The organism is Aeromonas sp. 600479, from assembly GCF_049175515.1.
Taxonomy (GTDB): Bacteria; Pseudomonadota; Gammaproteobacteria; order Enterobacterales; family Aeromonadaceae; genus Aeromonas; species Aeromonas veronii_A.
In genome coordinates this window covers 62,545-75,079 of sequence record NZ_JAAKVF010000014.1, presented here as the reverse complement: position 1 = coordinate 75,079, position 12,535 = coordinate 62,545, and the positions used below count along the sequence as shown (strand labels likewise).

Annotated in this window: 15 protein-coding genes; 8 read left to right on the top strand and 7 right to left on the bottom strand. The window is 57.1% G+C overall.

Going from position 1 to position 12,535, the window contains the following annotated elements:
• Positions 1-171: 171 nt before the first annotated feature.
• Both G5149_RS15005 and G5149_RS15000 read left to right on the top strand, forming a co-directional pair.
• Positions 172-468 (top strand): hypothetical protein, encoded by a 297-nt coding sequence (locus G5149_RS15005; protein WP_216980107.1) that lies wholly within the window; start codon positions 172-174, stop codon positions 466-468.
• Between the two features lie 19 nt (positions 469-487).
• Positions 488-838, top strand: a complete 351-nt coding sequence (locus G5149_RS15000) for a hypothetical protein (protein ID WP_042053367.1) — start codon at positions 488-490, stop codon at positions 836-838.
• A gap of 51 nt (positions 839-889) precedes the next feature.
• Here G5149_RS15000 and G5149_RS14995 read toward each other — a convergent pair whose 3' ends face one another.
• The 4 genes from G5149_RS14995 to rpsF all read right to left on the bottom strand — a co-directional run bounded on the left by G5149_RS14995 (position 890) and on the right by rpsF (position 2,878).
• Positions 890-1,630: a ferredoxin--NADP reductase gene (locus G5149_RS14995; protein WP_421212809.1), complete on the bottom strand. Its 741-nt coding sequence runs from the start codon at positions 1,628-1,630 to the stop codon at positions 890-892.
• A gap of 101 nt (positions 1,631-1,731) precedes the next feature.
• On the bottom strand, positions 1,732-2,178 hold the full coding sequence (gene rplI / locus G5149_RS14990) for a 50S ribosomal protein L9 (RefSeq protein WP_005340490.1): 447 nt from the start codon (positions 2,176-2,178) through the stop codon (positions 1,732-1,734).
• 52 nt (positions 2,179-2,230) lie between these two features.
• Positions 2,231-2,461: a 30S ribosomal protein S18 gene (gene rpsR / locus G5149_RS14985; protein WP_005308890.1), complete on the bottom strand. Its 231-nt coding sequence runs from the start codon at positions 2,459-2,461 to the stop codon at positions 2,231-2,233.
• 30 nt (positions 2,462-2,491) lie between these two features.
• A complete protein-coding gene (gene rpsF / locus G5149_RS14980; RefSeq protein WP_005308887.1) occupies positions 2,492-2,878 on the bottom strand; it encodes a 30S ribosomal protein S6 in 387 nt (128 codons plus the stop codon).
• A gap of 237 nt (positions 2,879-3,115) precedes the next feature.
• Between rpsF and G5149_RS14975 the strand changes: the two genes are divergently transcribed.
• The 3 genes from G5149_RS14975 (at position 3,116) to G5149_RS14965 (ending at position 5,913) form a co-directional block, all read left to right on the top strand.
• Positions 3,116-4,339 (top strand): Nramp family divalent metal transporter, encoded by a 1,224-nt coding sequence (locus tag G5149_RS14975; RefSeq protein WP_337073227.1) that lies wholly within the window; start codon positions 3,116-3,118, stop codon positions 4,337-4,339.
• A gap of 108 nt (positions 4,340-4,447) precedes the next feature.
• Entirely contained in the window at positions 4,448-5,305 is an 858-nt protein-coding gene (locus tag G5149_RS14970; RefSeq protein WP_337073226.1) for a hypothetical protein, read from the top strand.
• Positions 5,306-5,469: 164 nt separating this feature from the next.
• Entirely contained in the window at positions 5,470-5,913 is a 444-nt protein-coding gene (locus G5149_RS14965; RefSeq protein WP_337073225.1) for a PACE efflux transporter, read from the top strand.
• A 141-nt stretch (positions 5,914-6,054) separates the two neighbouring features.
• Here the strand turns inward: G5149_RS14965 and hupA are convergent, their stop codons facing one another.
• Positions 6,055-6,327: a nucleoid-associated protein HU-alpha gene (gene hupA, locus G5149_RS14960; RefSeq protein ID WP_216980104.1), complete on the bottom strand. Its 273-nt coding sequence runs from the start codon at positions 6,325-6,327 to the stop codon at positions 6,055-6,057.
• Between the two features lie 330 nt (positions 6,328-6,657).
• On the opposite strand from hupA, the gene rsd reads away from it, so the two are divergent.
• Together rsd and G5149_RS14950 are read left to right on the top strand one after the other, a co-directional pair.
• The gene (rsd, locus tag G5149_RS14955) at positions 6,658-7,140 is read left to right on the top strand and encodes a sigma D regulator (RefSeq protein ID WP_216980103.1); all 483 of its coding nucleotides are present in this window, start codon (positions 6,658-6,660) and stop codon (positions 7,138-7,140) included.
• A 101-nt stretch (positions 7,141-7,241) separates the two neighbouring features.
• On the top strand, positions 7,242-7,622 hold the full coding sequence (locus G5149_RS14950; RefSeq protein WP_216980102.1) for a PilZ domain-containing protein: 381 nt from the start codon (positions 7,242-7,244) through the stop codon (positions 7,620-7,622).
• An 81-nt stretch (positions 7,623-7,703) separates the two neighbouring features.
• Here the strand turns inward: G5149_RS14950 and radA are convergent, their stop codons facing one another.
• Positions 7,704-9,071 (bottom strand): DNA repair protein RadA, encoded by a 1,368-nt coding sequence (gene radA, locus G5149_RS14945; protein ID WP_005341318.1) that lies wholly within the window; start codon positions 9,069-9,071, stop codon positions 7,704-7,706.
• A gap of 100 nt (positions 9,072-9,171) precedes the next feature.
• Here radA and G5149_RS14940 point away from each other — a divergent pair, with 100 nt between their 5' ends.
• A complete protein-coding gene (locus G5149_RS14940; protein WP_337073224.1) occupies positions 9,172-11,553 on the top strand; it encodes a PilZ domain-containing protein in 2,382 nt (793 codons plus the stop codon).
• Positions 11,554-11,607: 54 nt separating this feature from the next.
• Here the strand turns inward: G5149_RS14940 and G5149_RS14935 are convergent, their stop codons facing one another.
• On the bottom strand, positions 11,608-12,513 hold the full coding sequence (locus G5149_RS14935; protein ID WP_279465296.1) for an alpha/beta fold hydrolase: 906 nt from the start codon (positions 12,511-12,513) through the stop codon (positions 11,608-11,610).
• Between the last annotated feature and the right edge of the window lie 22 nt (positions 12,514-12,535).

The following is a 12,535-nucleotide window of genomic DNA, read 5'->3' as shown; positions in this document are numbered from 1 at the left end:
CTTCAGATTGGCAACCAGCTGCCCAGAGTGCGACCAAAACGGACAAATCGGCAGCAGAAAAGCGATACAATTCCTCCCTGACTTGATCATCTGGTGAGATGAGGTGCGATTCCGCTCGGGTTCAGCCCAGATCCGTACACTCATCCACCGTTGCAATTATCCGAGGCCATCATGAACAGTACGACCACCTTGCTACTCTCCCTTCTTCTGGTTACCGGCGGCGCCGCTGCGACACAGCAATATCCAGAGAGCGGTGGCACCGAATTTTCCGTCGATGAGCTTAAATTCAATCTGGACTGGGATGACAAACAGTTCGGCTGGACCCAGAACGACTGCCTCACTCTGGATATCGGGGAGACCTCCTCCGTCGACTGCAAGGCGGTCAAATTCAATCTGGAAGATGAAGAGAATCGCAACCAGCCACCGAAAACCAACCAGCTCCCAGCCAACTCGCAGAGCGACCAGTAACAACAGGAGTACCCTTGCGATGACCCAAGCTAAACACAACCCCGTTATCCGGCGCGGCGCCCTGCTGCTTTCCCTGCTCATGGCGCACGGCATCGCGGTTGCGGCACCGCCAAGCAAAAATAGCGATGGCATCAAGATCTCCGGTGATGACATCAAGATCAATCTCGACTGGGATGACAAGGAGTACGACTGGTGGCAGGACAACTGTCTGGATCTTGGCATTGGCGACAGCCGGATCAAACTCAACTGCGACAAGATGGATGGCAAGTACCGGGATCACTACAACCGCAGCATCCACAGCGGCAATAACCCGGGACAAGGTCACGACAAACAGAAGGATAAAAACAAGGGTAACGGCAAGAAAAACTGACTGCCGCCTTTGCTTATGCAGCAGGGGCCTTGCGCCCCTGTGCTGATTGTTTTACCAATAATTCTCCGCACTGATATTGCCAGGCGCCCGCCGCAGATTCTTGGCCAACCCCTGCGCCAGCAAGGTCTGCTGGGTCTCTTTCACCATCTCCGGATTGCCGCAGATCAGCACCTGACTCAGCTCGGGTGAGAACTCCAACCCCACTCGATCCTGCAGCTGACCATTGGCAATCGCCGCCGGGATCCGCCCTGCCATTGCATCGGGCCAGGGCTCGCGACTGACAAAGGGGACATAGCGGAAGCGCTCGCCATATTGCTCGGCAAAGCTCGCAATCAAATCCTGATAACTCAGCTCCTCGCCTTTACGTACCCCGTGCACCAGCACCAGATTGTCGAAGCGGTTGAAGGCTTCCCCATCGGCCAGCATGGAGAGGAAGGGGCCGATAGCAGTACCGGTCGAGAGCAGCCAGAGATCGCGTCCAGCCGGTACCTCATCCAGTGTCAGAAAGCCGGTGGCCAGAGACTGCACCAGCAGGGTATCGCCCGCTTGCAGCGAGCCGAGGGAAGGGGTCAGCTCACCGCTCGGGATCTCGACCAGATAGAACTCGTGGTATGGCGCAGAGGGAGGATTGACGAAGGAGTAGGCGCGCTGAATGCGCCGCTCGCCCTGCTCAAGGGCCAGCTTGGTGAATTGACCTGCCTTGTAGGGGGCCAGATCGGCCGCTACCCGCAGGGAGAACAGAGTGGGTGTCCATTCGATGCGCTCGATGACGCGACCTTCGACCCAGGCCATAGAGATCTCCTCCAGAGGAACAGAGCTTCACTCTACCCCCGGGCCTGAAAATAAAAAACCCGCGCAAGTGCGCGGGTTTTCTCTGCAAAAGCGAATCGCTATTACAGGGCAACAACCTGGATCTGTACGGTTGCTTTAACGTCAGCGTGCAGCTGAACAGCAACTTCGTAGTCACCGGTGTTACGCAGAACGTTGCCCATGCGGACTTCGCTCTTGGCAACGGCTACGCCGGCAGCAGTGATGGCTTCAGCCACGTCACGGGTACCGATGGAACCGAACAGCTTGCCTTCGTCGCCAGACTTGGAAGCGATAACCACGGTAGCCAGTTCGGCCAGCTTGGCAGCACGCTCTTCAGCAGCAGCTTTGTTGGCAGCCAGTTTGGCTTCCAGCTCAGCGCGACGAGCACCGAAAGCTTCGATGTTGGCCTTGGTGGCCATAACAGCTTTGCCTTGCGGGATCAGGTAGTTACGGGCATAACCAGATTTCACGGAAACTTGGTCACCCAGACCGCCCAGTTTGGCGATTTTGTCGAGCAGGATAACTTGCATTACCTTTCCTCTATAAATTTCGTTGAGTTAGGCTTAAGTGCCGGGCCGATTCTTACTTGTTGTGCAGATCGGTGTACGGCAGCAGAGCCAGGTAACGAGCACGCTTGATGGCGCGTGCCAGCTGACGCTGATACTTGGCGCGGGTACCGGTGATACGGCTCGGTACGATCTTGCCAGATTCAGTGATGTAGTTTTTCAGAGTAACGATATCTTTGTAGTCGATCTCGGTAACGTTCTCGGCGGTGAAGCGGCAGAACTTACGACGACGGAAATAACGTGCCATGGCCTTTATCCTCTAGTCAGTGATCCAGAATTACTCTTCGGAAGCAGCTTCAGTAGCTTCTTCGCGGCGCTCGTCGTCACGACGGGTGAAGCGCTCTTCTTTGGCCTTGGCCATCGGAGAAACTTCAGTCACGGCGTGCTTGGTGCGCATGATCATGTTGCGGATAACGGCATCGTTGAAGCGGAAGTTGGTTTCCAGCTCATCGATAACGGCTTGCTCTGCTTCTACGTTCATCAGAACGTAGTGGGCTTTGTGCAGTTTGTCGATCGGGTAAGCCAGCTGACGACGGCCCCAATCTTCCAGGCGATGAATGGTACCACCGGAGGTGGTGATGGCGCCGGTGTAACGCTCGATCATGCCGGGAACTTGCTCGCTCTGGTCCGGATGAACCATGAAGACGATTTCGTAATGACGCATTTTAGCTCCTTACGGATTAATTCAGCCTCCGCCCAGGTGCAGCCAGACCTCGGAGGCAAGGAACATAAAGGTGTTTAGTCGCTGCTTTTCTAGGGCGGCGTATTGTACGAAATCACATCCCTCACTGCAACTGACTGCCTTAAATGTTTTTCCCGATGGAAATCATCAGAAACAACAATTGATAATGATTATCATTTAGATCTATTCTCTCTCCATATCCTTATGGAGGGTGATGCCATGCAACCCGCACTGACAACTACGATTCCAGCCCGCAAATTCAAACTAACCCTGCTCGGGCCAGCCTTTATCGCCGCCATCGGCTATATCGACCCGGGCAACTTCGCCACCAATATTCAGGCGGGCTCTACCTTTGGCTACCAGTTGCTCTGGGTGGTGGTATGGGCCAACCTGATGGCCATGGTGGTGCAGACCCTCTCGGCCAAGCTCGGCATCGTCACCGGCAAGAATCTGGCGGAACATATCCGTGACCGACTGCCAAAACCGGCGGTCTGGGCCTACTGGGTGCAGGCAGAGATCATCGCCATGGCCACCGATCTGGCCGAATTTATCGGCGCCGCCGTCGGCTTCAAGCTGCTGCTTGGCGTGACCTTGCTTGAAGGAGCCTGTATCACCGCCGTGGTGACCTGGGGGATCCTGATGTTGCAATCCCGTGGTCAGAAACCACTGGAGTTCGTGGTCGGTAGTCTGTTGCTGTTCGTCGCGGCGGCCTACATCGTCGAGCTGATCTTCTCCCGCCCCCATCTGCCCAGCCTGCTGGAGGGCGCCCTCTTCCCCGGTCTGCCCAACAGCGATGCCGTCTATCTGGCCGCCGGTGTGCTCGGTGCCACCGTGATGCCCCATGTTATCTACCTGCACTCGGCGCTGACCCAGCACACCCAGGATCAGGGCTCGGTCAGCCAGCGGCTGCACACCACCCGGGTCGATGTGGCGATTGCCATGACTATCGCCGGCTTCGTCAATCTGGCGATGATGGCGATGGCGGCCGCCGCGTTCCACAGCTCGGGCCACCAGCAGGTAGCGGAGCTGGAATCCGCTTATCAGACCCTCACTCCGCTGCTGGGTCAGGCAGCAGCCACCCTGTTTGGCCTCTCGCTGGTCGCCTCCGGCATCAGCTCTACCGTGGTGGGCACCCTGGCCGGGCAAGTGGTTATGCAGGGCTTTGTCCGCTTTACCATCCCACTCTGGCTGCGTCGCGCCATCACCATGGCTCCCGCCTTCGTGGTAATCGCCATGGGGCTCAACACCACCGAAATTCTGGTGTTGAGTCAGGTGATCCTGAGCTTTGGCATCGCGCTGGCCCTGATCCCGCTGTTGATGCTGACCGGCGATCGGGCGCTGATGGGGCAACATCGCAACCATCCGGTCACACAAGCCATCGGCCGCCTTATCGTTGCGTTGGTGATTGGCCTCAACGCCTATCTGCTGGTTGCCATGATCTAGCAACCAGTCACCAAACAGGAGGCTCATTAACACTGGTTAATGAGCCTCTTCGCACTTTGGCGTATGCTGCCGCTTTCTCTTCTCATCTATCGTTGCGGGAGCCTTGCCATGGAACATACCCGAGTCAGCTTCGTGCTGGGCCATCATCAGGAGCAGGCCAGCGTGGTCTGCTGCCAGCGCGGTGAAACCACGCTGCTGGTCACCGACCTCACCCCCTTTCATCCACAGAGCCACCTCTGGCCCGATCAGCCGGGGGACGTGGGCCATGCTCGCTGGGAAGGGGGCGAAGCCGCCATTGGCCCTTGCCGGATGGGGGCTATCAGCCCGGATGGCGAGCTGTTCGTCGACGCCGATATTCCGGTAAAACGGGGGGCAGAGGGATGGCAGTTCGTGGTGGTACACCCCTTGGCGGGCGAGCACAACTTGCCTGTCGGCAGTCGGGTCGAGTTGCAGGTCGATAGAGCGGCCCGCCACGCCCTGAGTCTGGGCCATAGCGGCTGCCATCTGGCCGCGATGGCCCTCAACCGGGTACTCATCTCCTACTGGCGCAAGGAGGTAAGCGAGCGCGATGCACTGGGCCAGCCTGACTTCGATCGTCTTGCTATTCAAAGCTCGCGGGTCGAGCCTTGCGGTTCGCGAGAGCAGTACCGAATCGGCAAGAGCCTGCGCAAGAAAGGGGTCAACAGCGAGGCTCTGCTAGCAGATCTGGCGCTGATTGAAGAGAAGGTCAACCAGCAGCTGGCCGACTGGATTGCAGCCGGAGGAGAAATCCGCCGCAGCCGTGCTGGCGAGGCGATCATCGATTCCCGTTACTGGCACTGCATGCTGGAAGGCCATGAGGTGACCATTCCCTGTGGTGGCACCCATGTTGCCTCGCTCGCCGAGTTGGGAGAGGTCAAGGTACAGCTCACCCAAGTGGAAGAGGGCTTTGCCATGCTGACCTGGGTCACGCCAACCGACGCCTGAGTCGCAGACTTGACCACTCAGGGCTAACGCCCAAATTGGCAATAGAGAAGTATCGCAAATGAGGGGGCATAATCATGCCCCTCAACATCAGTCATGACGGGCCGATGCTTATCTTTTAACCACTCCCTGATTAGAATGCGCCTCCCACAGGAGGCACATCACCCATGAGTAGTACCCAACTACGCACCACCCCTGATCGACTTCGCTATCTGGTGCTCTACGAAGGCATCGGGCTGGCACTGGTCGCCCCCCTGATCAGCCAGCTGTTCGGTCAGGGCGTCGCCGAGGTCGGTTCGCTGGCCATCTTCTTCTCCATCGTCGCCACCGCCTGGACCTATGGCTGGAACCTGTTGTTCGACAAGGGGTTGATCAAACTTTGCGGGCGCACCAACAAGCAACCACTGGACCGCTTCCTGCACGCGTTTGGCTATGAGGCGAGCTTTATGATGCTCTCCCTACCCTGCGTCATGTTCTGGCTCGATTTGGATGTATGGGACGCCCTGATGCTGGATCTCGGCTTCGTCGCCTTCTATCTCGTCTACATCATGCTCTTTACCTGGGCCTATGAGCGGATCTGGCCGCTGCCATCCACTCCGCAGACGGCATAAGGCCTCAGACTCAACAAGGTTGACAAAGGAACTGGTACAACAGGAAAAGCAAGGGAGCGCTAACCGGAAGGATGGGAAAACCCCATAAAAACAATGCCAGTCAGCAAGCTGACTGGCATTGGACAAAACAGACTTTCGGACTTACTTGACGGCGTCTTTCAGTGCCTTGCCAGCCACAAATGAAGGCACGTTGGCAGCAGCAATCTGGATCTCTTTACCAGTTTGCGGGTTACGACCGGTGCGGGCTGCACGGTGGGTGACCTTGAAGGTGCCAAAACCGACCAGTTGCACAGCATCGCCTTCTTTCAAGCTCTGGGTAATACCATTGATGATCTCTTCCAGAGCCACTTTGGCCTGAGCTTTGCTCAGATCTGCTTTGGCGGCAATCGCATCGACAAGTTGAGCTTTGTTCATAACATTTCCTTTATGATCGGGCATTTAGCGCTGGGTCACTCTATGCAAAAAAAAACGCACAGGCAAAGCCTTTATCGAGGCATACGGGTTAAACGCTGGGGTTTTCATCAAGATCTGCGGAAATAATCACATTCCGTGCCAGCAGAATAGCGAGCGGGCCCGAAACCTGCTTGCGGCAAGCTCCACCGTCCGCTTATTTCTTCCCCGCTTAACAATATCCCGGCAAGCCTATTGACGCTTGGTCAGATTTTCCATAGTTATAGGTAGTGTCACCGCTCAAACGGCTCGGAAGCCCTATCAAACGCCAAGCCTTTGCCCCATGGAGGGATTATGTTGACAAAACTGGAACAGACCAAGCAGGCGCTGGCAGGCAAGCATAAGGCAATCGATGACTGGCTGGACGCCCGACAGGCGTTGCTGGTTGAATATATGCGACTGGCGGGCCTCACCCCGGCTCGAACCAAACAGCGCAGCCTGCCCAAACAGGAAGAGTTGCAGCACTTCTGCGACCGCTTGGTCGACTATGTCAGCGCGGGCCATTTCGAGATCTACCACCACGTCGTCACCGCTTTCGAACAGGCCAGTGGTGAAACACTGGAACTCGCCAAACGGATTTACCCCCATATTCGTGCTACTACCGAGTTTGCCCTCGAATTCAATGACAAATACAGCGATGCCGATGAGGCCCAACTGCTACTGCTTGATGATGACCTCAACGAATTGGGCCCGGTACTGGAAGATCGCTTCAAACAGGAAGATCGTCTGGTAAAGGCACTCCATGTGGTGGAGTTTCTCAGTGCCCAGCAAGCCTGATCGCTATTTTTGGAGCAAGTTCAAGCTACTGGCAGCCAAGGTGCATTACACTCAGTGCAATGATTCCTTGTGTCCAGCAGATTGCAAACTAGGAGATGATCATGTCTGAGCGCCGCCGTTTTGCACGGATCCTCTATTTGACCACGGCCGACCTCACCCAGGGGGAGCACAAGTGGCAAACTCAGCTTGTCGACATCTCCTTGCAGGGAGCCCTGCTGATCCGCCCAGACGACTGGGAGAGCCGTGACAACAAGGAGTACCAGCTCAGTTTTGTCCTGAGTGGCAGCGATATCGAGATCAAGATGCAGGTCGAGCTGACCCATGAAGCCAGCAAGAAGCTGGGGTTCTACTGCCACCACATCGATATCGACAGCGCCACCCACCTCAAGCGGATGATCGAGCTCAACGTCGGCGACGAAGAGCTGCTCCACCGCGAGCTGGAACAATTGCTGAGCGAGCATCTGGAACATAGCCAGCCCTGATGGCTAGCTCCAGAACAACAAAAAAGAGCGCCGAGGTGCTCTTTTTTGTTGTTCTGTTGTCTTGACTGGAATGCAAGAGAATTACAGTGCCTCGAGTGCCTCAGACAGCTTCTTGACCGGCACCACTTCCATCCCTTCGATAGGATGCTTGGGGGCATTGGCGTGCGGCACGATGGCACGGCGGAAACCATGCTTGGCCGCCTCCTGCAGCCGCTCCTGACCAGAGGGGACAGGACGGATCTCCCCTGAGAGCCCCACTTCGCCGAACACCACCAGATCCTTGGGCAACGCCTGATCCCGGAAGCTGGAGACCATCGCCAGCAACAGCGCCAAATCCGCACTGGTTTCCTCGACCTTGACCCCGCCAACCACGTTGATGAAGACATCCTGATCCGCCATCTGCAGCCCACCGTGACGGTGCAGCACAGCCAGCAACATGGCGAGTCGGTTGTGATCCATCCCCACCGCCACCCGGCGAGGGTTGGAGAGCTGGGAGTAGTCAACCAGCGCCTGCAACTCAACCAGTAGAGGTCGGGTACCCTCCCAGATCACCATGACGATGGAGCCGGGCGCCTGCTCCTGACCGCGACTGAGGAAGATGGCAGATGGGTTGCTCACCTCACGCATTCCCTGTTCAGTCATGGCAAACACCCCCAGCTCATTGACCGCCCCGAAGCGGTTTTTGTGAGAACGCAGGGTTCGAAAGCGGGAATCGTGACCACCGTCGAGCAGTACCGAGCAGTCGATGCAATGTTCGAGCACCTTGGGACCAGCCAGACTGCCATCCTTGGTCACATGACCCACCATGAAGATGGCCACATGGTTCTGCTTGGCGTAACGGGTCAGTAACGCAGCCGCCTCACGCACCTGTGAGACCGAACCGGGGGAAGATTGGACATCCGCCACATGCATCACCTGAATGGAGTCGATCACCATGATCTGCGGCTGCTCCTGCTGGGCAATCAAACAGATTTGCTCAACGCTGGTCTCGGAGAGCATCCGCAGCTTATCGGTAGGCAAACCAAGGCGGTTGGCCCGCATTGCCACCTGCTGGAGCGACTCCTCACCGGTGACATAGAGAGTCTTCATCCGCTCTGCCAGACCACACATGGTCTGCAGCAGCAGGGTTGATTTACCAGCCCCCGGGTTACCACCGATCAGAATCGCCGAGCCAGGCACCACTCCGCCACCGAGCACCCGATCCAACTCCTTGAAACCGGAAGTAAAACGGGGGATTTCGGTGGTGGCAATCTCTGCCAATGTCTGTACCTGACTACCGACCGCGCCGGCATAACCGGTGTAACGGGCACTCTTGCCAGCGGGAGTGACGGAGCCAAGGCGTACCTCGGTGATGGTATTCCACTCCTTGCACTCGCTGCATTGACCTTGCCAGCGTGTGAAGTCGGCACCACATTCGGAACAAACATAAGCAGTTTTATTTTTAGCCATTGATAACTCGGGGACAGGATGAATTCCTGCTTGATATACTTGTTTGCGACCGACAGATCAAACCCAGAATCGGAAAAGTGACTTTCCGTGGCAGGAACACATGGATTCAGTACACCAACAACATCTGATTGAACAACTTGTACCCCTGCTGCGGGAGAAAGATTTCGAAGAGATCTTCAACCGTCTGACTCAGGACGAAAACAGCAACGGCCGTTTTCTGATCAAGATGGAGCTAAATCGCAAATGCTCTCCCTGCCGCAGGGTTATCGACATGCGCGATGAGCTGGAGGACGAGTGCCTGGTGCACGAGTTCGACGGTATCACCCACTTTATGCCGACCGAGGCCATCGGACTGTTTCAGTCCCAGTGTTATCTCTACCGTGACGCCTATACCCTTGGCGTTTACGAAGCACTGCAGCAATGGCAAAAGAACCATCACCACGCCCGGGTAGATGGTCTGCTGCAACCCCCTGTCAGTCCCTTCCGACAATACGACGTCAACACCATCGTCTTTGCCAGTTACTATGGACGACGGCAGGAGCGGATGCACTTCAGCTCGCCCTTGCTCATCAAACTTCATGACGGGGAAAAGTTATTCGCCAAAAGTTCCGATCTTTCCCTCGGCGGCATGAGAGTCTCTGTCCCCTATTTGCCCAATTACCAGACCGGCGCTCAGGTGGAAGTCTTCTTCACAGGAATGGAGCGGGACCACCCCAATCCGGTGCTGCATCAACCGGTCGGTTATCAGATCCTCGGTGAAGAGAGCAAGGAGGGGAAATATTGGCTGAGGCTGGTGCGCTCTGGCGATCAGCCTGCATTCGATGCCTTCCTTAGCGACTTCATCGAGGCCAACAAAATCCGCTATCGGGTCAGCGTCGACTATCTGCTCTCCGCCGCCATCATCAAGGGATATGAGCAGTTCTACCTGCCACGGATGACCGGCATGCCGCTTTTCTTCAGCACAGGAGACAGTCCCTCACTCGAGATAGCCCTGCGCACCGAGAACAACCAGCACCTGCTGGAGTATTGGCGCGACGAGAAGAACCGCGATGCCCTGGCGGGACTCTTCTCAGCAAAACGGATGAAACGACTCTGCCCTGCCCCCGGCACCACGACCGAGACCCTCATCTACTGCTTTACCCACACGGTACGCAGCCATATCTATTTCTTCTCTGCCACTGCTGAAGAGCTTCGCCAGAGTGGCCTCACCGCCCTCTTCTTCCAGGTGGGCTCCCGGCGTCCCAGCTGGCGTGTCTACAAGTTTTCACTGGAGGCGTGTGAATCGCTGGAGGCAGATGTAGGGCAGTTGCAGGGGGTCGAAAATTCGCAACTGCAGGATATTCTGTTACTCGAACGTCTCAAACTGATTGGGTATTGCGGCCTGCTGCAGGAGATCAATCTGGAGTCCCAACGGGAGGAGTTCCGCCCGGAGGGCGAGCTCGGCAACAATGCCAATGAACTACAACGTTTTGGTCACGAGCTGGGCGTTGCCCCCTTCGAGATTGAATCCCTGCACTATGTGCAGTTGCGCAAGGAACTGCGCTATATCCACAAGACAGCCGTTGCTATCCATCACAACGGCAAGTCATGGCTTGGCTGGACCCGAGATATCTCGGCCCATGGCTTGCAGATCGAGCTGGAAGAGGCGTTTGCCGGTGATAAAAACGATGTGGTGACCATCGCCCTGCCCCGTCTGCAGGAGTTATCCAAGAGCATGGATCTGCAGCATCTCTCCTACCGGCTGGTTAGTCTCAACATGACTCGCACCGTGCTGCACCTCTGTATCGATGGGGATTCTGATCGCCATACAGGTCGTCAGTTCTTCAGCCTGCTGATCGAGAGCAACCAGAGCAAGCTCAAGGCGGCGCAGGAACAGCGCCGCTATCGCGGACTGGCGCGAGCACTGCGCAATATCTACACCCACCATCTGTTCAACTCACCGATCTATATCAACAAGCTGAAGGGGGCTCCCAAGCTCGCAGCCATTGGCAAATCGCTCACTCCGCGCAGCCTTCAACGGATACTCACCGCCTGTGCCGAACAACCTGAGCAGGAGAACCTCTACCCACTGTTTCAGGGGGAGCTGCTCAAGGAGCTACTGATGAATCCGTTGCGAGCCATTGAGCGTGAGGATAAACCGCGAGAAGATGAGGTATACATTGCCAGCATCCAGACCAAGGCGGGCCTGCCCATCTGCACCAGTCGCCTTGCCAGCAGCTTTGGCAGCCTAAAGGAGAAACGCCTGTTCATCGAGCAAGCACTGCAGCAGGGGGAGTTCTACTCGGTGCTGGTCGGCATCTCCCGTACCGGACGGCCCGACACCAACTTCATCGCCAACGAGCTGGACTACATCGCCAAGTTCGCCATCCACAAGGCGCGCAAGCTGGAAGAGGAGCTCTGGAGCGTGGTGGGGGTAGGAGAACTGACCGATACCACCCAGGCCACCCTGTTCCGCTTTGGCATCACGCCGCCACTGAACTGATGATCCGGAAACAGACAGAAATGAAACAGGGCGCTCGAGGCGCCCTGTTTTTTGTCATGCCGCCTGCGGGTTAAGCAGCCAGTCGAGGATCTGGGGGAAGTGATCCTCCTGCGCCTGCGGGGCGGTCAGCATATTGATGTGGTCATAATCGAGGCGGTTGCCGTTGTCCCGCCCCAATCGGGTGTGACGAGTGGCCGAACCCATCTCGTCGCTGAAACGGCGCACATCGGTCGGGTGACCCAGCACCTTGTCCGCTTTGGCCGAAATCATCCAGAGCGGTGGCCAGTTGACCCGTGCCGCCGCCTCGTCATAGGCAAAACCGTCGTGAGGATCCTGCCAGGGGCCGCACTTGACCCAGGGGATGGTCTCCTGCAGATAGCGCAGCGGCTCGTCGTCAGCACCGATCTTCAGAGTGCGAGCCGCCAGAAAACCACGGCGGCGAGCCAGCCAGGGGGCCAGCCGATTCCAGATCAGATCCACCTTCAGCCAGCGCTCGGGATTGTGCACCGACACGCCGCGCTTGGTGCCAAAAAACAGCAGACTGGCCACCTGTTCCGCCAGCTCGGGGAAGCGCACCAGAGTCGAGGCCATGATGACACCACCCCAGGAGTGAGCCACCCAGTGCACCTTGAAGCCGTGATGGCGCTCGGCAATCCAGCGGTGCAGGGCGGGCAGATCCTCGGTGATCAGCTCATGCTGACCGTGCTCCGCCTGCTCGGCGATGGCCGGAGTGCTGAGCCCCCGCCCCCGCAAATCAGCCACATAGACCTGATAACCGTGGCGGGCCAGAAAGCAGGCCAACCCCTTGCCCGATTCGGTATAGAAGATCCGCCCGTTCTCGATGGCGCCATGCACCATCAGGATCGGCTCGCCATGCACGGCGACCCGGGGTTTGATGTGGCGCACATGCAATTGATGGGCGCCACAGGGGATAAACAGAGACTGCTGCAACAATTCCATTTTTATTGGTTTCCTCCTTGAA

Excerpts from the sequence above, each read along its gene's own strand:
- hupA (WP_216980104.1), bottom strand. The coding sequence starts at position 6,327 with ATGAACAAAGCTCAACTTGTCGATGCGATTGCCGCCAAAGCAGATCTG.
- rpsF (WP_005308887.1), bottom strand. The coding sequence starts at position 2,878 with ATGCGTCATTACGAAATCGTCTTCATGGTTCATCCGGACCAGAGCGAG.
- G5149_RS15000 (WP_042053367.1), top strand. The coding sequence starts at position 488 with ATGACCCAAGCTAAACACAACCCCGTTATCCGGCGCGGCGCCCTGCTG.
- G5149_RS14935 (WP_279465296.1), bottom strand. The coding sequence starts at position 12,513 with ATGGAATTGTTGCAGCAGTCTCTGTTTATCCCCTGTGGCGCCCATCAA.
- G5149_RS15005 (WP_216980107.1), top strand. The coding sequence starts at position 172 with ATGAACAGTACGACCACCTTGCTACTCTCCCTTCTTCTGGTTACCGGC.
- G5149_RS14950 (WP_216980102.1), top strand. The coding sequence starts at position 7,242 with ATGTCTGAGCGCCGCCGTTTTGCACGGATCCTCTATTTGACCACGGCC.
- G5149_RS14975 (WP_337073227.1), top strand. The coding sequence starts at position 3,116 with ATGCAACCCGCACTGACAACTACGATTCCAGCCCGCAAATTCAAACTA.
- G5149_RS14965 (WP_337073225.1), top strand. The coding sequence starts at position 5,470 with ATGAGTAGTACCCAACTACGCACCACCCCTGATCGACTTCGCTATCTG.
- G5149_RS14995 (WP_421212809.1), bottom strand. The coding sequence starts at position 1,630 with ATGGCCTGGGTCGAAGGTCGCGTCATCGAGCGCATCGAATGGACACCC.
- G5149_RS14970 (WP_337073226.1), top strand. The coding sequence starts at position 4,448 with ATGGAACATACCCGAGTCAGCTTCGTGCTGGGCCATCATCAGGAGCAG.
- rsd (WP_216980103.1), top strand. The coding sequence starts at position 6,658 with ATGTTGACAAAACTGGAACAGACCAAGCAGGCGCTGGCAGGCAAGCAT.
- G5149_RS14940 (WP_337073224.1), top strand. The coding sequence starts at position 9,172 with ATGGATTCAGTACACCAACAACATCTGATTGAACAACTTGTACCCCTG.
- rplI (WP_005340490.1), bottom strand. The coding sequence starts at position 2,178 with ATGCAAGTTATCCTGCTCGACAAAATCGCCAAACTGGGCGGTCTGGGT.
- radA (WP_005341318.1), bottom strand. The coding sequence starts at position 9,071 with ATGGCTAAAAATAAAACTGCTTATGTTTGTTCCGAATGTGGTGCCGAC.
- rpsR (WP_005308890.1), bottom strand. The coding sequence starts at position 2,461 with ATGGCACGTTATTTCCGTCGTCGTAAGTTCTGCCGCTTCACCGCCGAG.